The 19,374-nt window shown below is 48.9% G+C and carries 14 protein-coding genes; 13 read left to right on the forward strand and 1 reads right to left on the reverse strand.

The genetic code is table 11. The features are described 5' to 3' along the window. From BCT27_RS08455 to BCT27_RS08465, 3 genes are all read left to right on the forward strand, one after another. Positions 1-1,536: a SpoIIE family protein phosphatase gene (locus BCT27_RS08455; protein WP_102395546.1), complete on the forward strand. Its 1,536-nt coding sequence runs from the start codon at positions 1-3 to the stop codon at positions 1,534-1,536. 185 nt (positions 1,537-1,721) lie between these two features. After that, positions 1,722-4,775, forward strand: a complete 3,054-nt coding sequence (locus BCT27_RS08460; RefSeq protein ID WP_241908536.1) for a PAS domain S-box protein — start codon at positions 1,722-1,724, stop codon at positions 4,773-4,775. 154 nt (positions 4,776-4,929) lie between these two features. Next, positions 4,930-6,366: a sigma-54-dependent transcriptional regulator gene (locus BCT27_RS08465; protein ID WP_102395548.1), complete on the forward strand. Its 1,437-nt coding sequence runs from the start codon at positions 4,930-4,932 to the stop codon at positions 6,364-6,366. Positions 6,367-6,471: 105 nt separating this feature from the next. On the opposite strand, the gene BCT27_RS08470 is transcribed toward BCT27_RS08465, so the two are convergent. Beyond that, positions 6,472-7,416: an NAD-dependent epimerase/dehydratase family protein gene (locus tag BCT27_RS08470; protein WP_102318651.1), complete on the reverse strand. Its 945-nt coding sequence runs from the start codon at positions 7,414-7,416 to the stop codon at positions 6,472-6,474. A gap of 499 nt (positions 7,417-7,915) precedes the next feature. On the opposite strand from BCT27_RS08470, the gene BCT27_RS08475 reads away from it, so the two are divergent. The 10 genes from BCT27_RS08475 to BCT27_RS08520 all read left to right on the forward strand — a co-directional run bounded on the left by BCT27_RS08475 (position 7,916) and on the right by BCT27_RS08520 (position 19,316). Beyond that, positions 7,916-8,932, forward strand: coding sequence for a glycosyltransferase family 4 protein (locus BCT27_RS08475; RefSeq protein WP_102395549.1), 1,017 nt, complete (start codon positions 7,916-7,918; stop codon positions 8,930-8,932). Positions 8,933-9,184: 252 nt separating this feature from the next. After that, positions 9,185-10,459: a glycosyltransferase family 4 protein gene (locus tag BCT27_RS08480; RefSeq protein ID WP_102318653.1), complete on the forward strand. Its 1,275-nt coding sequence runs from the start codon at positions 9,185-9,187 to the stop codon at positions 10,457-10,459. Next, the gene (locus BCT27_RS08485; protein WP_102395550.1) at positions 10,456-11,592 is read left to right on the forward strand and encodes a glycosyltransferase family 4 protein; all 1,137 of its coding nucleotides are present in this window, start codon (positions 10,456-10,458) and stop codon (positions 11,590-11,592) included. Before BCT27_RS08480 ends, BCT27_RS08485 begins: the two co-directional genes overlap by 4 nt. 30 nt (positions 11,593-11,622) lie before the next feature. Next, entirely contained in the window at positions 11,623-13,047 is a 1,425-nt protein-coding gene (locus BCT27_RS08490; RefSeq protein WP_241908537.1) for a lipopolysaccharide biosynthesis protein, read from the forward strand. Beyond that, complete coding sequence (locus BCT27_RS08495) at positions 13,044-13,955, forward strand: archaeosortase/exosortase family protein (RefSeq protein WP_102395551.1); 912 nt, start codon at positions 13,044-13,046, stop codon at positions 13,953-13,955. The genes BCT27_RS08490 and BCT27_RS08495 overlap by 4 nt, the downstream gene beginning before the upstream one ends. Further along, positions 13,930-14,529, forward strand: a complete 600-nt coding sequence (locus BCT27_RS08500; RefSeq protein WP_102318656.1) for a hypothetical protein — start codon at positions 13,930-13,932, stop codon at positions 14,527-14,529. Before BCT27_RS08495 ends, BCT27_RS08500 begins: the two co-directional genes overlap by 26 nt. Next, positions 14,526-15,464, forward strand: coding sequence for a DUF4114 domain-containing protein (locus BCT27_RS08505; protein ID WP_102318657.1), 939 nt, complete (start codon positions 14,526-14,528; stop codon positions 15,462-15,464). The genes BCT27_RS08500 and BCT27_RS08505 overlap by 4 nt, the downstream gene beginning before the upstream one ends. A gap of 518 nt (positions 15,465-15,982) precedes the next feature. After that, positions 15,983-16,705: an acyltransferase gene (locus BCT27_RS08510; RefSeq protein ID WP_102318658.1), complete on the forward strand. Its 723-nt coding sequence runs from the start codon at positions 15,983-15,985 to the stop codon at positions 16,703-16,705. Beyond that, the gene (locus BCT27_RS08515) at positions 16,702-17,826 is read left to right on the forward strand and encodes a glycosyltransferase family protein (RefSeq protein ID WP_102318659.1); all 1,125 of its coding nucleotides are present in this window, start codon (positions 16,702-16,704) and stop codon (positions 17,824-17,826) included. Before BCT27_RS08510 ends, BCT27_RS08515 begins: the two co-directional genes overlap by 4 nt. Beyond that, complete coding sequence (locus BCT27_RS08520) at positions 17,823-19,316, forward strand: GumC family protein (RefSeq protein ID WP_102318660.1); 1,494 nt, start codon at positions 17,823-17,825, stop codon at positions 19,314-19,316. Before BCT27_RS08515 ends, BCT27_RS08520 begins: the two co-directional genes overlap by 4 nt. Positions 19,317-19,374: the final 58 nt, after the last annotated feature.

The raw sequence follows: 19,374 nt of genomic DNA on the forward strand, positions 1-19,374 counted from the left end.
ATGGTATCTGTCGTCCACCACGAATGCCGTCCAGCCTCACTGAAATCCGTGAGCCAAGCAAGAAAACTGGTTGCTGACACCTTGAGACAGCGCGGCGTGTCTGACCACCTATCAAACAAGATACAGCTTTGTTTGTCTGAAGCCGGGGCAAACCTCGTTAACCATACCAGCCCGCAGCCCACCTTTATCTTGGTCGAGTTGGAATGCACTGATTCTGGGTGGGAATTGCATTTAAGCGATGACGGACAAAGTTGGAATCCTACTCTTGCCAATCGCGTACAAACCCTCGATACCTTTGAAGAAAAAGAGGGTGGCCGCGGTCTCGCGCTCATTCATAGCTTGACCGATGACATGGCGTACAAAGTCAGGGAGATGTTTGACACCAACACCCTATCGTTGACATGGCATATCGAGAAGAAGATATCCAAACCGAGCATTTTGATCGTGGATGATGATATCTGCCAGCGTCGTCTATACAGCGCTTATTTGTCCGAGAGTTACCAAGTCATCGAAGCTGAAAGTGGTGAAATGGCACTCGAAATGCTGTTGAAGCAGGATGTTGACCTCGTCATTTCCGATATTCGCATGCCTGGCATGGATGGTTTAAGCCTCAAAAGAGCCCTTCACCAGCAAACCAATACCCTACTCACACCCTTTATTTTCCTCACCTATGCCGACAACCCTGAAACGCGTGAAAGCGCACTAGGTTTAGGGATTGATGACTACATGGTGAAACCGGTCAGCAAATCTTCACTCATGCAAAGCGTGAAACGGGTGCTCAACCGCTCAGACCAAATCTATCGCCAGCTAACAGACCGCGTGAACAAACGTATCACTGACGCGTTAACCCCATCATTACCGCGCAAAGCACACGGCTGGGAAATGGCGGTCGTCAGTCGCAATACAGGCATTGGCGGTGGTGATTTAGTGTTACACCGCGATACCGACAAACACCTCATGCTCAATATGGTTGATGTAATGGGCCATGACGTTGCGGCCAAGTTTTTCTCTTATGCCTTTGGCGGTTACCTACGCGGTTTGATGTATCACATTGACGACCAAGATGATCCTTGTGCAACGTTGTTAAGCCGCTTGTCAGACAGCGCTCTTGAAGATGGTTTATTGTCTCAGGTGATCTTAACCTGTTGCTCCGTTGCCATGTCTAATGGCGGCAAAATTGATATCGCCACTGCTGGGCACCCTGCGCCATTTCTGATTTCGCCCACTGGAACCAAAGAAGTCAGCGTCGGCGGTATTCTCCCAGGTGTGTTATATGGCGCGAGTTATGACACCGTATCCATCACCCTCGATCGCACCGAACGACTTGCCCTCTATACCGATGGATTGTTTGAATCAGCGGAAGATGATGAGGCACGTAAAGTGCTCGAAAATACGGTTATTAAGGCGTTGCACACCACGCTTTCACTGCCGTTAAACGAAGCGGCAGAGGAAGTGATGCGCGTGTTTGATGACATAGGCGAACAAAACAAAGACGACACAACGTTGGTGTTGTTACAACGTGCTGCCGACGAATAAAAGAACATGAAATCACCATGGCACATGTTGTGCCATGTGTTTCTTATCACATCCCCGAAACACCGCGGATCGAGATCTTCGCGTCATTCATCTTCACCGAAATATCTGTACTAAACTCAAAGTCATACAGGCTCTCATTTATGGTGCTTTCGTCTCATTGCTTAACTTAACCAGGTGGGTGTGATTTGAATATAAGGCTAAAAGCCGTTTTTGCCACGATGATCATTTTTACCGTGGTGCTCGTTTTGTTCATCAGCTACGCCTTTCAATACTTGTCACAAGCAAGAGAAGCTGAGCTGGCTTATCGCTCGAACGAAGTGGCAGAACTTGTTGCCTTTGCCGTCGAAGTACCGATGGAAGAAAACGATCTCAATACCCTACACCAACAGGCAGAGCGCTTTATTCAGCATTCAGACCTCGCTTTCCTCACCATAGAGCGAGATGGACGTGTGCTCGCGCATACCCAGCGTTCTGACACGCAGATGAATGATGTCACGATTGCCAAGTACCCCATTGGATCACCTGATGACAAGTCTGGTGACGTTATCATCGGGTTCAGAAATCATCATTCCGATGCCGTCGCGTCGCCTATCGGCCAGTTTTTGATTTGGAGTTCTTCAGGCATCGGTTTGCTTGCCATCGCTACCATGTACATCATGATGCTCGCGGTCACGCGCCCACTAAGAAAACTGCAAAAACTCAGTAAAAAGGACAGCGTTCCTTCGTCGTTCAATATGTTCTTCCAAGATGAAATTGAAGCCACGGTAGACATGGTAAATTCCATGCAGAAAAAGCTCGATAAGAGCTACCAGCAGCTCCAGAATTCCATTCGAGACCAAAAGTATTCTTATGTAGAAGCACAGCAAATCGAAGAAAAGAACGTGGCGATCTACAACGCGTCATTGGATGCGATTGTGGTGGCGAACGACCAAGACATCATCATCGAGTTCAACGCTATTGCCGAGCAACTGTTCGGTTGGGACAGAGACGAAATAGTGGGTCGACGCCTTGCTGACACCCTCATTCCCCCTGCTCTGCGTGAATCCCATATTAAAGGCATGCAGCACTTCCTCGCATCAGGCGAAGGCCCAGTTCTCAATCAACGTATCGAGTTACCAGCCGTTCGAAAAAGTGGCCGTGAATTCCCGATTGAAGTGTCGATCTCCCCAGCAAAAACAAAGCAGGGGTATATTTTCGTTTCTTACATGCGCGATATTACTCAGCGACTGAAAGACCAAACCGAGCTCAAAATCGCGGCGCACGCCTTCGAATCGTCTGAAGCCATGTTCATTTCTGATGCAAAAGGACACATCATTCGCACCAACCCTGCTTTCACCTCCATCACGGGATTTGAAAGTGCTGAAGTGGAAGGGGAAAAGCCGCGCACGCTTTCTGCCAATCCAGAAGACATTCAGTTCCACAAACAAATTTGGCGAACCTTGATCGACTCAGGACGATGGAACGGTGAGATTTCGCTTCGTCACCGGGATGGTAACGAGCTTCCCGTTCGAATGAGTATGACTGCAGTGCGTGATGAAGACGACACCCTCACCCACTACGTGGCGCACTTCTTCGACCTGACCGAACAAAAGCACAATGAACGTATTCTTCGTACCGCCCAGCATGAAGCGGAAAGCGCGAACGAATCGAAAAGCCGTTTCTTGGCTACCATGAGTCATGAAATTCGCACCCCCATGAACAGTGTGCTGGGTGTGCTCGGGTTATTGAAAGAAACGCCGCTGAACATCAAGCAGTTGGGGTTAGTTCAAACGGCACGAGAATCCGGTGAACTGTTGCTTGCGATCATCAACGATGTCTTGGATTTTTCTAAGATGGAAGCAGGTAAATTAACGCTAGAGAAAAACCCGTTTGATATTGTTGAATTACTCCAACAGACCTTAGACATTCTGCGCCCTCAAGCGGCGAACAAAAACTTAAAACTGAATGTTATTTTTGCTGATAACACGCCTCAGTATCTCATTGGGGACGGAGACCGCATTCGTCAAATCGTGCTGAATTTAATGTCGAATGCCATCAAATACACGCAAGAAGGCAGCATCACTGTGTCTATCAAATGTGCACGCTTGTATACCGATGCTTGTCAGCTTCAAATTGATGTTTCCGACACAGGGCAAGGCATTGACCAAGGGCACATTACCGACTTGTTCGATGAGTTCACTATGGCGGAAGATACCTATGACAGACGCCATGAAGGCAGCGGTCTTGGACTGGCGATCTGTAAGCAACTCGTGAATCTCATGAAGGGTAAAATCGAGGTTGATAGCCAAAAAGACGTTGGCTCCACGTTTACCCTTACATTGGAACTCAAACTCGCTGAAAAAGAAGATTGTGCCCCCCTTAGCACATCAAACCCCACCCTTGGCGGCACAGCAGAAATCAGCAGTTCAATGCGAATACTTTTGGCAGAAGACAACCCCGCCAACCAAGTGGTGCTCCGCACTATGCTCGAATTTTCCGGGCTTTCTGCGGATATTGTCAGCAACGGACAAGAGGCGGTGGACGCTGTCAGCAAAATTCCTTACGACATCATTTTTATGGACATTTCGATGCCCGAAATGGATGGCGTTGAAGCCACACAACGGATCCGACAAATGGATTCACCCACCAAAGACGTCATCATCGTCGCATTAACCGCACATGCTATTCGTGGCGATAAAGAACACTTTTTAAACCAAGGGATGGATGATTTTGTGTCAAAACCCGTCACGCGCCAATCCATTCTCGATTGTTTAGGGCGCTGGCAAGATCATGCTTCAAAAACGGGCAGTGAACGAGACATCATTAAACACCAAACCTCTTCGGCTCGTGGGCAGGGTGACGCGAATAATGGTCCTGGCAGCGCAACAGACTGCCCTCCACAGAATGAATTGGTTGATGAATCCACGTTACAGCAATTGGTGTCTGACACATCCGCAGAAGCCGCCCCAAATCTGATCAGCTTTTATATAGAAGATGCAAAAACACGTGTGCTCAAATTGGTTGATGCAGCAGAAAGCGAAGATTTTTACACCCTAGAATTTGAGGCTCACACCTTGGGCAGCAGCGCCGCGGCGCATGGCAATGCTGCCTTGTGCAAACTTTGCCGAAGCATTGAAGCCTTTTGCCTAGAGCAAGCCTTTGATAAGGCGCTCGACACAGCAACACAACTTGCCGTCACGGCGGATGCATCATTCGAGGCTCTGGATAAGCGATTGCAACGCGGTTTAATGATGAAGTAACCAGTTGATTTAAAAGCGTGATTCTTGCGCTGACACATTTGGTTTTTGACCAAATTGTCGTACACTTACTTGCATATAATTTAATCAAACAGAATACCCTAACCCTCGAGCAATGGGGTCGGCGTAGGTAGACATCTCAAGGGACGCATGCACCATGAAGTCAAAATACCGAGTACTACTCATTGAAGATTCAAAGCCGTTAGCTAACCTGTATATCCAGTATTTATCAGGTGAACCTATCGATTTGGTCTGCCTAGAGACGGGGCAACAGGCTCTGGATTACCTCGACAAATCCACGCCTCACCTCATCATGCTTGATCTTAAATTGCCAGACATGTCCGGACAGGAAGTGCTTAGTTGGATAAAAAAACAAGGCCTTCCCTGCTCCGTCATCGTTGTTACAAGTCACGGGTCTGTAAACACCGCTGTAGAGCTGATGCAGCAAGGGGCGGATGATTTTTTAGAAAAACCAGTGAGTGCTGAACGCCTTAAAACCACGTTGAAAAACCAACTAGAGCACGTACGTTTGCAGCACCTCGTGGACGACATCAAAACCAGTTTCGAACGCAATACTTACCAAGGTTTTATCGGTGCAAGTCTTCCTATGCAGAACGTGTATCGTATTATCGATGCCGCAGCTCCCAGTAAAGCGACTGTGTTTATTACCGGCGAAAGCGGCACGGGTAAAGAAGTCTGCGCTGAAGCCATTCATGCCCAAAGCCCTCGCACAAAAGCACCGTTCATCGCCCTCAACTGTGGTGCCATTCCCCACGACCTCATGGAAAGCGAAATTTTCGGCCACGTTAAAGGTGCATTCACAGGTGCAAGCAGTGAACGAAAAGGGGCAGCCGCGCAAGCCGATGGTGGCACGCTGTTCCTTGATGAAATCTGCGAAATGGACTTGGAGCTACAAAAAAAACTGCTGCGTTTTATCCAAACTGGTCGCTATCAAAAAGTTGGGGGCAGCAAAGAGGAAAGCGTAGATATTCGTTTTCTCTGTGCTACCAACAAAGATCCCTTGCATGAAGTGGCTGCGGGTAAATTCAGAGAAGATTTGTACTACCGATTGCATGTCGTTCCCCTTGCCCTGCCACCGCTTAGAGAGCGTGGTGATGACATTCTTACCATCGCCACGAAATTCTTGCGCACCTATGCCAATGAAGAAGGAAAATCCTTCACACAATTTTCACCAGAAGCAGAGGTGGTACTTCGTCACTACCCTTGGCCGGGTAACGTAAGGCAACTGCAAAATGTCATTCGGAATGTGGTTGTTCTCCATGACGGTGATGCGGTGTCCATTAAGCAACTACCGCCGCCACTCAATGAAACGCTGAGCGATCAAGAAATACAATCATTGGCACCAACAACCTATGTTGAACCTTCGACAGATGCCCATGAAGCGACCACAGATTCAACACCTGTAGAAAGCTCAGACATTCGGCCATTGGAAGATGTGGAACGGGAAGCAATACAACAAGCCATCGAGTTTTGTGGCGGAAATGTTCTGAAAGCTGCAGTGTTATTGAAAGTCAGCCCCTCTACGCTATATCGCAAGAAACAAGCATGGGAAACCGACACAGATAACGCCTAGTAGTAGAGAACATCGTTCAAAACACGCTTCAACAACTGGTTTACACAAAACAAAAAAACGCCGCTTCATTTGTCGCGGCGTTTTTGTTTGTGCAGTCCACAGTGTTTACCCCACAGACAATCTCGACTTGTCGCTGTCAGTCAAATGATTCAGCAACTCTCTCAAACCTTGCGTCACACTGGTTTTTGCCACCAACCCTAATTCCTTTGTGGCGCGAGACGGACTCCCGGTAGACGTTCGAATATCACCACGTAGTGCTGGCATATGTTCAATGGCCACCCGTGAGCCCGTGATAGACATAAGGATGGTCGCTAATTGATTCACTGACATGGCCTCTCCGCGACAGACATTAAACACATCGGGAGACACAGATACATTTGTCATTGCCGCACGAAGGAACCGCACCACATCGCCCACGTAAATAAAATCTCGCGTCTGCTCGCCGTCACCAAAAATGGTGAGTGAATGCCCATCCAACACTTTGTCTGCAAAAATAGAAATGACACCGGAGTAAGGGGATTTAGGGTCTTGACGCGGACCGAACACGTTGAAAAAGCGCATACCGGTCGTCGGCACGCCGTGCACCAAAGATGCCACTCTTGCGTGCAATTCAGAGCCTAGTTTGTCCGCGCCATAAGCGGTGAGCGGACGAACTGTCGAGCGTTCAGATAATGGCAATTCTGCATTGTCGCCATAAACCGCAGCCGACGATGCGTAAACAACGGGGGTCTTGGCCACCCTGGCAGCATCAAACACACGAATTGAACTCGTTAAATTGACATTGTGAGTCTCGATCCATTCTTGATTAGAACGTTGAACAGACGCGATCGCAGCCAAATGAAAACAGCCATCAACGCCTTCCATAGCATCATCGAGTACACCAGGAACAGAAATGTCGGCCACACGTAATTCACAGTGACGGGGTACATTGTCACGAGAACCCGTGGATAAGTTATCGACAACGCGAACGTGGTGACCATCTGCGAGGAGAGATTCAACCAAATGTGAACCAATAAAACCGCAACCGCCTGTAACTAGGTAACTTGCCATATCTGCCTCTGCATAAAAAGAGTGAGCTGACTCGTTCGATGCAAAGTGTTTGCCAAGTTATTTCACGCCCCGTCATTTTCTATTGCCCAAAGACATTTGGCCTAGGTTTTACGCCCTACGCACTCAGATGCATTTAATTCTTAATGTTCATCGTTGGAAGATAAAAAGCATGAAATCACCGTCTATTGCTCCCAAGGTTCACCCTTTGTTTGGTCAATCTGACTTGCGGTTTGAATGCCTACAAAACATGTTTTTCGCAAAATGACGCACTCTTTTCATCAAAATGAGAATTTTCGGGTGCGGCTACACGCATCCATTGTGCATGTAACTGGCTTTTCGACATTAAAAGACCGCTAAGCCTTCTGAGAACAACGGCTGACCAACATTCACTCTCACCATATGCCGAACTGGCATTAACTTTGCAGTTTCATATCGCACTCGCGAGCCTTTTCGAATAAAGATCTTTTTGCTCGCGCTGACGGTAACCGTGGAGGGCGACATGAAAAAGAGAATTAATAACATATGGATCGTTTTGGACAGTCGCGGGTTTGGTGGCATTGAATCCCACGTTGAACAACTCGCGCTTGGCCTGAAAGCCGCCAACAATCAAGTCAGCATCGTGTTTCTTCAAAATTACGGCGAACACCCTCTTCAACGCAGACTCATGTTCTCAGGATTGGATTGCATCATGCTTGATGGACGCATTGCTTCTTTGTGGCAAGCGCTAAAAAAAGAAAAGCCTGATGTGATTCATACCCACGGTTACAAAGCCGGTATTTTGGTGCGCCCTATCGCGCGATTAATGAAAGTACCTTGTGCCAGCACCTTTCACAGCGGCGAAAAGAAAGAAGGCAAACTCCAATGGTATGACTGGTTTGATCGTCATACGGCTTTCCTCGCGAACCATGTTTACGCCGTGAGCAGCCCAATACTGTCTACGTTACCGTGCTCGGCTAAATTGGCAGATAATTTCGTAGACACCAGCAAAATCACCCAATCCTTCGGTACAGAGATCGCGTTTGTAGGTCGACTCTGTAAAGAGAAAGCGCCAGATCGTTTTAGCGTGCTGTCAAAGCGCTTCCCACACCTCGACTTCCATGTGTACGGCGATGGACCATTACGATCAGAACTTGAGCTAAAAGCCCCGAACAACCTTGAATTTCATGGTGCACAAAAAGAAATGCACGATGTGTGGCCACGTATTGGCTTGCTAGTGATCCCTTCACGCGCAGAAGGCCTTCCGATGGCAGCGCTTGAAGCTATGGCACGCGGCATTCCAGTGGTCTCGTTTAATGTTGGCTCTCTGGATCAACTCGTCAGGCCAAATGAAAACGGTTGGCTGGTAAAACAAGGGGATATGGAAGGCATGATCTCTGCCATTCAAGATTGGCGAATGTCAGATAGCGTACAAAAAGCATTGTGGAGCAAAGAAGCTATCGCCACGGTCAAACAGCGCTTTTCAACGGAAGCCGTCGTACCAAAACTACTTGCGGATTATGCCACTTTCGCAAAATGACCAAATTTCTTTCTCAGAATGACGAACTGGCGTCGCGCCGACTCTGTTTTCCTTACAGGCTCACGCGGCGCTTTTCTTTATATTCAATACGTTACAAATATGGCCTACTCCTTGCAAACATTTTAGACATTACAGGGATGACCATTGGCAATGACGTACAACAAGAAAGCCGATCGTCAATATGACTATCTCGCCACAGACACGTTAAACACAGAATGTGACGAGCCACTGAACTAATTGGAGGAAGAGAGTATGTATTCAACCACTCAAACTCTCTCAACATCGCGCAATGTCTTATTTGTACATTACGGTGATAACTGGATTCGTGGAAGTGAACGTTGCCTACTTGATTTACTGACACACATCGACAAGGACGCATTTACCCCTGTCCTTTGGTGTAACAGCGAGTTGCTTGCTGATGAAGCACGCAAACTCAACATCGACGTTTATGTTAGCGAGTTTCCACTCCTATTCGGTGAAACCGCACCGAAATATAATTTCCGCGGCTACAGAAAACTCATCAATCAAGGCATTGAGATTGTCGATAAGCACAACATCGACCTTCTCCACTCAAACAGCGGTGCGCCAAGCCAGTGGCTTAACGTCGTTTCTCGCGCTCGAAAATTGCCCTTGGTTTTGCACCTTCATTCACGCTACCCATTGAGAGACCGCATCACACTTGGCCTTCACCACGCCAGCATGGCGGTAGGTGTCAGCCAACCCGTGGTCGATCAACTGCTGAACGACGGCGGCAAAGAAGATCGCTGCCAAGTGATTCCAAATGGCATTGATACCGATGCATTGCTTGCTCAACCCGTCACCCACCTTCGCAAAATGTTGTCACTGCCAAGCGATGCATTCATTGCCGTTAGCGTGTGTTCACTGATTACCCGAAAAGGCGTTGATCTGCTGATTGAAGCCTGCAAACAACTGCGTGAAATGTACCTTCCCATCCACCTCGTGGTCATTGGTGAAGGGGCTGAACGCCAAAACTTAGAAAATCAAATTCGTGCAGCGGGCCTTGAAGAGTATGTCCATTTGATTGGCGAACAACACAATGTTGTTGGGCTTTTACGTGGCGGTGCTGACATGGTTGTTTCAGGTGCACGCGAAGAAGTGTTTGGACTGACGCTTGCAGAAGCAGGACTCAGCGGGTTACCTGTTGTCGCCCCCAATGTGGGTGGTATTCCAAGCGTCGTATCGCATCACGAAACGGGCATATTAGTGCCTGAAGAAAATGCACACGCGATTGCTCAAGCCATGTTTCATCTCTACATCAACCAAGAACAGCGTTTGTTGCTTGGTCAAAATGGCTACAAGCGCGTCATGGAAAAATTCACGATTTCGTCTCACACCGCAAAGTTCGAAGCGCTTTACAACACCTTGCTGACAGACCCAGCCATGCCATTGAAGTGGCATAGCCACTGGCAGGTACTTCCCCCTATTCAGGCCTCATTAAAGTTTGTGAAAAATCGCAACGTACCTGCGCAACCCGCAAAAGACCTTTTTGCGAAGGAGGCACTATGAGCCGATTAACACACATTGTGATCCTTGACCCCATCGCCTTTGCTGGAGGTTCGAAAGTCTCAACCAAACATGTGCTCAGCCAGCTAGAAAGCCAAGAAGCACGCGTGACCATTCTCACCGCAGATCCTGAGACATGGGCATCGTCGCAGGCCTACGTTGCCAAGCTTCACATGCCAAAACGCTTAGAAATGGCAGAACAAGGGTTGGGATATTTTGCTCGTCACATCTTGATCGCCATGCAACTGCTATGGCTTCGCCTCTTTGTCGGTCAAATGCACACCGCGCTGGGCGCTTCTGGCCCAGGTGTTGATTTAGGGTTATATCTGGTTAAGGCCTTGCTGGGATATCGTTTAGTCCAAATGATCCACGGCCCTGTTGCCACTTCTCGTACTATCGGCCGTTGCCTTAACACAGCAGACAACGTGTTTTACCTAGACGCCACTCAACCATCGCTATCGGACGCGTTGAAAGCCGCCGGTCACTCTCCAGACGTCGCGTCACACAGCCAGTTTCAACCGTTCAGAAACGGCCTTCCAAAACAGTCTTGGCCTCGCCAATGCCAGTATGACTACGCCGTTATGTTTTGGGCAGCGTCTTTACTAAAATGGAAAGGTCTAGACACATTCACCGCGGCACTCAGCCAACTCACCCCAGCAGAACGTCCTGAATCACACGTTTGCTATATCCGTCCCAAGCAAAGCAATTTACCCACGAGCGAAGCACCACAAACCTTGAGCAAAGTGTTTTGGCACCATGCGCCAGAAAACCTTGATGAGATCCGTGCTGGCGCAAATATTTTTGTTTCAACCAGCACGAAAGAACCGTTTGGCCTGTCGATTCTAGAAGCAATGGCCGCGGGTATGTGCGTGATCATCCCCTCAGATGACGCCTTTTGGGACCGCCAATTAACCGCCAATCAACATTGCCTGAAGTATCAACCAGACGATGTAGACAGCCTGATCGAAGCAATTCAAACCGCAGACCAAAACATGCAACAGGTGAAGGCAATGGGACAGGCAGCAAGCACCATTGCCCTTCAATATCGCGCTGACCTCTGTTTCGCCGCGATTTGCGAAAGCCTGTTGAATAAGTCGCGCCAAGTAATGCCTGAATTAGTGTCAAAAGAGCAATAAAAACAACTCTACACACACGGAATGGCAAGGATGAAAACCATGACGCCGATGATGAAGCAAACACTGTTGTACGGAAGCAGCATTGCATTGATGAAAGGTATCTCGTTGCTGATGCTGCCTTTCATCACCCATCATTTGCCGCAAGCCGAATTCGGGAAACTAGAGATCGTCAGCAGTATTGCTGCCCTTGGCAGTATTTTGGTGGGATTGGGGTTAGAAGATGCCCTGTATCGCTTTGTCGGTGGTCAGAACGAAGCCAATGAACGCAAGCGCATGGCCGCGCGCATTTTCACACTCACGCTGGTTGTTGGCGCGTTTGTTGTGCCTGCAGGCTGGATGCTTGCTGCATGGTTAGACGCGTTTGTGCCAGGCGGTTTAAGCACCTACCAATTGCGCCTAGTGCTACTGATGCTCGCACTGGAAGGCTGCATTGCTGTTCCACTTGGCTGGTTGAGAATGCAAAACCGTGCGACAGCCTTTTTTACTGTCGCCGTTGGGCGTGCACTGCTCCATGCGGGGCTCACTGTCGTCATGTTGCTAATGGGACGCGGCATAGATGGCGTACTCGAAGCCGGTGTGATTGCAGCCATTACACAATCTGTTCTCCTCACGGCCTTACAAATTAAAGACACTGGCTTTGGTTTCTCAAAAGACGTCGCCAAACAAGCACTCATCTATAGCCTACCCATTATGGCGAGCGGCCTCATGGCGTTTTCGCTTAATGGCCTCGACCGTTGGGTATTGGCAGACGTCGCGTCACTCGAAGACGTCGCGCAATTTGGTGTTGCTGCCAAGTTCGCGCTGGCGGTTGTGCTATTGCTACAACCTTTTGGTATGTGGTGGATGCCAAAACGCTTTGACACTTTATACGGCGATAACGGCCGAGAAAACGCCACGCGTTTTACCAACTATGGCCTTACGCTAGGTATGATCATCGCGGTTATCGTCGCCTTCTCCGCTCCCGTCGCAATTCAACTTTTATTGCCAGAAAGCTACATGATGGCTGCCCAATTCACGGCACTCTTGATTGCTGCAGCATTGTTTAAAGAAATCGCGGAACTCATCAATTTAGGCAGCTACGCAGGAGAAACCTCCTACGCGCAACTCGCTATCAATGCGATTTCTGCTGTCGTTGCCTTCGGTACATTGTGGATGTGGGGCGAAGAATACGGTGTTTACGGTATCCTTGCGGCGCTAGCCTTCACCCAAGGATTACGCATGGTGATGTTTTTCTGTGTCAGTCAGCATCTCTATTACTTGCCGTACCCTATTTTTTCCTTGATGTTCATTCTTGCGTTTAGTCTTCTCTGGCTGTCAGTGAGCCAATTCGAATGGTCAATGATCACCCGTATCACCTTGACGGCTTTGGCCCCGCTTAGCGTATTCATGCTGGCGCAGAAACTTGGACTTGTCCCACCTCTTTCGTTGCAGAAATTACGAGGGCAAGCAGCATGAACAAAGGGGTCACGAATACGCTTACCTTATCAGTGAAAAGCTTACGCTGGGCGTCTACGCCCAGCGTTCAGCGTCTCGCTTTGATTTTGTTGCTCGGCGTTTGCATCTCTCTGGCCTTGCCGTTTTTCTCGAGTAACGTTCCCACCGTGTCTGAGTTCGATGCTATTCCCGCCATGTTGTGTTTAGGGTTAGGGCTGATTTTACTTGTGCAAAGCCCGATGATTACACCCCGAACGAGTGATTATGCTGTTGCCATCGCCTTGGCATTGCTCCTCGTCATCCCTAGCTTTCAAGGCGCATTGATTGTGCTTTTCTTCGTCGGTCTTTGGGTTGGGATCCGCGCACTTGCTTTCGAGCGATCTTCACGTGATTGCGGTGCGCCATCGCATCAAACCCTTCCTATCCGACGCTTAGCCACTCGAAACAGTGCGCTTATTCTCATGGTGTGTTCGGCTCAAGCGCTCACCATTTTGTACGCATTGAAATGGTTTACCGAACCTGTGCTCGCGCTCGATGCCAACATGGTCGCCGCGTTATTGCAGCTTGTGACAGGAACAGGCCATGCCGTCGGCAATGTCTATTTTGGCCCTTCAGATCACCAAGTGCTGATGCTAAGAAATTGTTCATCTTTGCCGGCCATTATGAGTGCATTCGCTTGCTGGTTCGCCATCGCTCGTTGGCATCATGTGGCGTTTTCTTTGCGCGAAGTGACGGTTGTATCGTTATTGCTGATCAGCGCCTTACTACTGAATGTGCTTCGGTTGTTTAGCATGGGTCTCACTATGGAATGGCACACCTGGTGGCACTCACCCACAGGGGAGGACACCTATCTTTTCCTTTCTGCAGCCCTGACGCTGTCGATCATTTTTTGGGGGACCCGTTATGCAAAAACGGAATTCACTCATTGATTGGTTAAGCGTGTCTCTCGTGCTGGCGATGGTGACGAGTGGCGTCTATTTACGTACCGACGCTGTCATATCGCCAAACGCTCTGCATGGTCAGACACCGAACCCTGCTTTCCCTCATCAGGGGCAGCCGCGGTTCAACCAAGGTTTCTACCAAGAAGGCTCAGCGGAAAAGCAACTGGTGCGTTTTTTCCGCTCTCAAGGCTTGTTCAATGTGAAGTCGGTGCATTTTACAGAAGATGCTGGCATTAAAGGCCTTCAGGTGTCAGTGCCAAGTTGTGGAGGGTATCTCGCCATGTTGGTGATGCCAGATGGCGACGAACTCGCAGGACTATGGCAAACGCTGGCTGAAAGAAGCCAGTACCGCACACAATTTTTGTTCGATGGAACGCTGTACAACGAGTTCCCTCGCGCCGTGTTCTGGCTTAAGACAACGGTTCACGCCGTTGCTCGAAAAGTTGGCGCACACACCGTGTTCTACCCGGGTCCCGCCCTTGCTATCGCACACCCTGAACGATGCGCAAGAGCAGACCAACTTCCGTTCAACCACATCGCGCTCAAAGGGGGTATCCTATGAAGCATGCGATAAACACACTACTAGGAACGATAGCAATACTCACTGCATCAACCGCACATGCGTTAGATGCCAATTCACCCGACATTGTAAATAACCCTGTCGACGCATCATTGATGAACATTGCCGATACAGTGCTTCCAGAAGCGAGAGCTGTGAATACCGAGTTTCTTAACACGGATTACGACCCTTACCTCTCGATGAACCAAGAAGGTAATGTATACGTCAGCTTTCTTGATGAAGGTGCAGGATATAAAAACAGCCTCGGTTACTTCACGTTTGATGACGATACCTTTAGCGGTCTGAGCAAAGGCTCAATAGACACTGACAGCTCAGGTGTTGTGTCACTCGCGGAACTTGGCGCGGTGGAAGGCGTGGACTACGGTTTTTTGTATTCCAACCTTTCAAAGTCAGGTAGCGGCGGTAGTCTGAACGTGGGCGACACAGTACAGGTAACGGACTCCACCATTGAGGCGGGAAAAAACGTCAGCTTTTTCCTCTCACAAAATGCTTACACCAACGGCGATACCGTGTCTGATGGCGTACTGACTGGTGCTGATCAAACCTTCTATGGTCTAGATTTCCTCAACCCTGAGGCAGATCTTACCTATGAACTGGACAGTGCCAGCCCGTCGTCTCGTCACGTTGCTATGTTGTTTGCAGACAGCAATGAAGAGCAAGTTATCATGGGGTTCGAAGATCTCAACCGTGTGGACCCAAGTTCAAACGATTGGGGTATTCGATCTGATGAAGACTTTAATGATGCAATATTCATGGTCTACAGCGACCCAGCAGAAGCGTTTGGTGGGTCAAACATTGCAACAGCGCCTTTGCCGCCAATGGCGCAAAGCCTTGTTGGACTCATGATGTTTGCGGGCTTAATTGTGATGACAAGGCGCAAGTCTACGCCATCCAACGAGCCGATGCTGGCAGCATAACCCGCTACCACAGTCAGGGTGCAGTCCGCCATCAATAGTGATTGATGCTTGGTTTTTTGAAGATCGGAGTTTTGAAGATCAGGTTTTGTGATGTGATTTTTAACGCTTGGTTTTCAAAAAGCTCGGCTTTATATACTAAAGATGGCGGGTTTATTTTGCCTTGTCTTGCCGTAATAGTAGGCAGTTTTGCAAAATTAAAAAGGCAGCATATTTCTGTGTGTCTGATTTAGTCTTTTTGACAATCAGAATGGGAAAATGCCATGCGTTAAAACATCGAACACTTTTAACATTATGATTTTTATATAATTTAAAGTTGGCCTACTTTGTGCTTTTCCTTTATTCAACGAACAATCTAACGTTCGAACGAATAATAAGAAGGAGAAGTTTATGTGTGGGATGTTTGCTGCAGTATCTGAATCTTCTATACCCTCAACGTCAATCTTCAGCTTTTGCTTACATGGCGGCCATCTTAGCCGTTCTTATCACTTCTCCCTATCAGTGGCTGAGGAGTGATTGCCATGAACATGCAATCAACACGTCAGTGGATAAAACACAGCCCAAACCCCGTCGCTCGTGGTCTGTTCACCGTGCTAAAAGCCATGATGCAAATGAGCGTACCCGCACCAAAATTGATTTCTGCACCCTTGTATTTTTTTACGACGACTATCATGAGCTTATGGGCAAATTTTACCCGCACGTTTTATTGGACGCCCACCTTCAAAGGTCGTGTACGGAGCGTGGGTAAAGGGTTCTATCTTTACGGTGGAATGCCCTTCGTTAGCGGCCCAGTCACGTTAGATTTCGGCAACCAGTGCCGCGTTTCCGGCCAAACCACGTTTTCAGGCCGAACGGTGGGTAGCGTAACACCGTCACTGACCGTTGGAAGCAATGTAGATATCGGTTGGCAAACCACGATTGCGGTGGGTACCCAAGTGGTGATTAGCGACAACGTACGCATTGCAGGACGCGCATTTTTAGCCGGATACCCAGGCCATCCAATGAATGCAGAAGATCGTGCTGCCGGCTTACCCGAACTAGATAGCCAAGTCGGCGACATCATATTAGAGCGTGATGTCTGGCTCGCCACGGGAGTTTCCGTGATGGCTGGCGTTACCATTGGCGAAGGCACCATTGTTGCCGCAGGTAGTGTTGTTACCTCAGATTTACCGCCATTTGTTGTTGCCGGAGGTGTGCCTGCAAAAGTACTTCGTCCACTCACCGCTGAGGAGATGAAAAAATGAACAGAGATTTGATCGTTTTCGGCGAAGACTGGGGCGGGTTGCCATCCAGTACACAGCACCTCATTCGTCATCTTGCGTTGCAACGCAAAGTGATTTGGGTAAATTCTATTGGTTTACGTCAACCTCGTCTCTCGCTTAACGACATGAGACGCGCATGGAAAAAATTGACGGCAAAGAAAGTCGGCAGTGCCGCAGCCATATCAATTGAAACGCCTGACAACATCACAATAGTGAACCCAACTACATTGCCGGCTCCGCGCACAGAATTTAGCCGTAACCTTGCCGCCAATTGGTTGAAGAAGCAGCTGCTTCCAATCATCAAAAAACATAACCTGCATGACCCTATCTTGTGGACGTCACTGCCAACCGCTGTGGACGTCGCAGACAAACTTGGCACTGAATCACTGGTGTATTACTGCGGTGATGATTTCTCTTCCCTTGCAGGTGTCGATCACGACACCGTGTCAGAGCGCGAAAAAGAACTCATCAACAAAGCAGATCTGATCCTCGCCTCTAGCGAGACCTTGGTGCATCGTTTTCCTGAGCAGCGCACACAATTCCTGCCACATGGTGTTGATTACTCATTATTTTCCACGCCTGCGCCACGCGCTGACGATATGCCTTACACCCGACGTCCCATTGCTGGGTTTTATGGCTCATTGTCTGAATGGCTGGACTATGATTTGTTAGATGCCGTGATTTCTGCGTTGCCCGAATGGGACTTTGTGTTCATCGGTCAGGCATGTGAACGCGCTCAAGCACTCACCAAACACAGCAACGTGAGATTACTTGGCCCGCGCCCACATCACCTGTTGCCATGCTACAGCCAACACTGGACAGCGAGTTTGCTGCCGTTTGCTGACAATGCGCAAATCCATGCCTGTAACCCGCTAAAGCTTCGCGAGTATTTGGCCACAGGCACACCCGTGGTGAGTACGCCGTTTCCGGCTTTATCGAGCTACTCGGCATACGTATCAGTGGTCACGACGGACAAAGAAATGATTCGAGCCCTAGAAGAAGCGCAATTCCAGCTAAGAAATGAGCAGCAACAGGCCGCGGTGAAGCCTCACACATGGGAGGCTCGCGCAGAAGAACTTGAGAGATGGTTGGACGCGCTATGAACACGCTTACGTACAAATTTCTGATTCTACTTGATGGGGCGTGGCGTCGCCGTTACGTCATCATGATGCCCATCATTATTTTGCCGCTCATGGGCACAGCAATTGGCTTGATGAGCCCCAAAAAATACAACTCTCACACCAGTATGTTGATCCAAGAAACATCGAAGATGAACCCGTTCCTCGAAGACTTGGCGGTTTCCGCTAAGATGAAAGAGCGCTTTAGCGGGCTGCAAACATTGCTCCACAGCCGACATATTCTCGGCAAGGTGGCGATTGAACAAGAGTTGATTGCAGAAGATTCTGACCCAGCGCTTGTCGATGAAACCATTGCGACCTTATCCGCCGGCTTGTCGATGACCACCATAGGCAAAGACGTTATCCGCATCGATTATCGCGCGGGCAACCCCGATGGAATGAAAGAAACACTGGAAATCGTGAGTCAACATGTCATCGAAGAGCTGCTCGCACCAGAGCGTTCTTCAATGAAAGATTCCAGCTTCTTTCTCTCTGAGCACATCAAGTTTCGCCGCCAAGAACTCGATAAAGCAGAAGCTGCCCTGACAGAATTTAAAACCGAACACTCTGATGGTTTGCCTGCATTACAGCTCGCAAACCTTTCGCGCATTGAAGCGCTCAAGCAGCGGCTTTCCGAAAAAGAAGCAGAAATGGCGGGTGCACAACGAGGCTTGGGTGGACTCGATCAACAGCTATCAAGCACCAACCCCGTCATCGGAAAGATTGAAGACCAAATCGTCAAAATTCGCAGTGAACTCGCGCTATTGAAAGCACGCTACACCGACCAACACAGTCTGGTTCAAGGGGCAACACGAAGCCTTCGTCGCTTGGAAGAACAACGCACCCAACTTTTATCCAACACTTCTGAAACCGTGGATGCAAGCCAGCTCTGGGATATCGCCAGTAGCTCAACCATGGAAACCGACGGTGATTCTCAACCTCTCCTGATCTCCCAATTAGAAAACCTGCAGCTCGCCCGCAGCAAAGTAGAGATGCTGGAAGAAGAAACATCAAGTCTTCGCTCAATGATCACCGAGCTGGAGATCAAAACCAGCAAATCAGGGGAAAAAGAACAGCAAATCAAAAAACTTGAACGCGACCTCGAAGTGAAGCGCGATCTTTTCCATGAACTCCTAGAGCGCTACGAAATGGCACGTTTAACCAGCTCACTGGGTGTGTTCGAACAGGACAAACGTATCAAAGTCATCGACCGCCCCTATTCTCCCGGCGTGCCGAGCAATCTTCCTTTCTTTGTTTTCACCATTGCAGGCATGGTGGGTGGCGTTTTCCTTGGTTGCGGTATGGCAGTGTTGCTGGAGCTGACCGATACCTCCGTTCGCCGCATCGCCATGTTAGAAGAAATCACCGGCGCACCGGTGCTAACCCGTATTCCTGAATTGAGCGACGATATTATTCCCCCCAAAGAAGGGAGTAAATTGATTGCGGGTGAAGCCAAAGTCATTGAATCAAAATAACGAATAGCGTGTCAGACGGCACGCTTGTAAAGCCAACACACTCAGTCAACAAGGAAGG

The organism is Enterovibrio norvegicus (genome assembly GCF_002876705.1).
Taxonomy (GTDB): domain Bacteria; phylum Pseudomonadota; class Gammaproteobacteria; order Enterobacterales; family Vibrionaceae; genus Enterovibrio; species Enterovibrio norvegicus_B.

Bases quoted from the DNA above. Each gene is read 5' to 3' on its own strand.
- BCT27_RS08495 (WP_102395551.1), top strand. From the start codon at position 13,044: ATGAACAAAGGGGTCACGAATACGCTTACCTTATCAGTGAAAAGCTTA.
- BCT27_RS08510 (WP_102318658.1), top strand. From the start codon at position 15,983: ATGAACATGCAATCAACACGTCAGTGGATAAAACACAGCCCAAACCCC.
- BCT27_RS08480 (WP_102318653.1), top strand. From the start codon at position 9,185: ATGTATTCAACCACTCAAACTCTCTCAACATCGCGCAATGTCTTATTT.
- BCT27_RS08455 (WP_102395546.1), top strand. From the start codon at position 1: ATGGTATCTGTCGTCCACCACGAATGCCGTCCAGCCTCACTGAAATCC.
- BCT27_RS08475 (WP_102395549.1), top strand. From the start codon at position 7,916: ATGAAAAAGAGAATTAATAACATATGGATCGTTTTGGACAGTCGCGGG.
- BCT27_RS08485 (WP_102395550.1), top strand. From the start codon at position 10,456: ATGAGCCGATTAACACACATTGTGATCCTTGACCCCATCGCCTTTGCT.
- BCT27_RS08500 (WP_102318656.1), top strand. From the start codon at position 13,930: ATGCAAAAACGGAATTCACTCATTGATTGGTTAAGCGTGTCTCTCGTG.
- BCT27_RS08470 (WP_102318651.1), bottom strand. From the start codon at position 7,416: ATGGCAAGTTACCTAGTTACAGGCGGTTGCGGTTTTATTGGTTCACAT.
- BCT27_RS08515 (WP_102318659.1), top strand. From the start codon at position 16,702: ATGAACAGAGATTTGATCGTTTTCGGCGAAGACTGGGGCGGGTTGCCA.
- BCT27_RS08490 (WP_241908537.1), top strand. From the start codon at position 11,623: ATGAAAACCATGACGCCGATGATGAAGCAAACACTGTTGTACGGAAGC.
- BCT27_RS08465 (WP_102395548.1), top strand. From the start codon at position 4,930: ATGAAGTCAAAATACCGAGTACTACTCATTGAAGATTCAAAGCCGTTA.
- BCT27_RS08520 (WP_102318660.1), top strand. From the start codon at position 17,823: ATGAACACGCTTACGTACAAATTTCTGATTCTACTTGATGGGGCGTGG.
- BCT27_RS08505 (WP_102318657.1), top strand. From the start codon at position 14,526: ATGAAGCATGCGATAAACACACTACTAGGAACGATAGCAATACTCACT.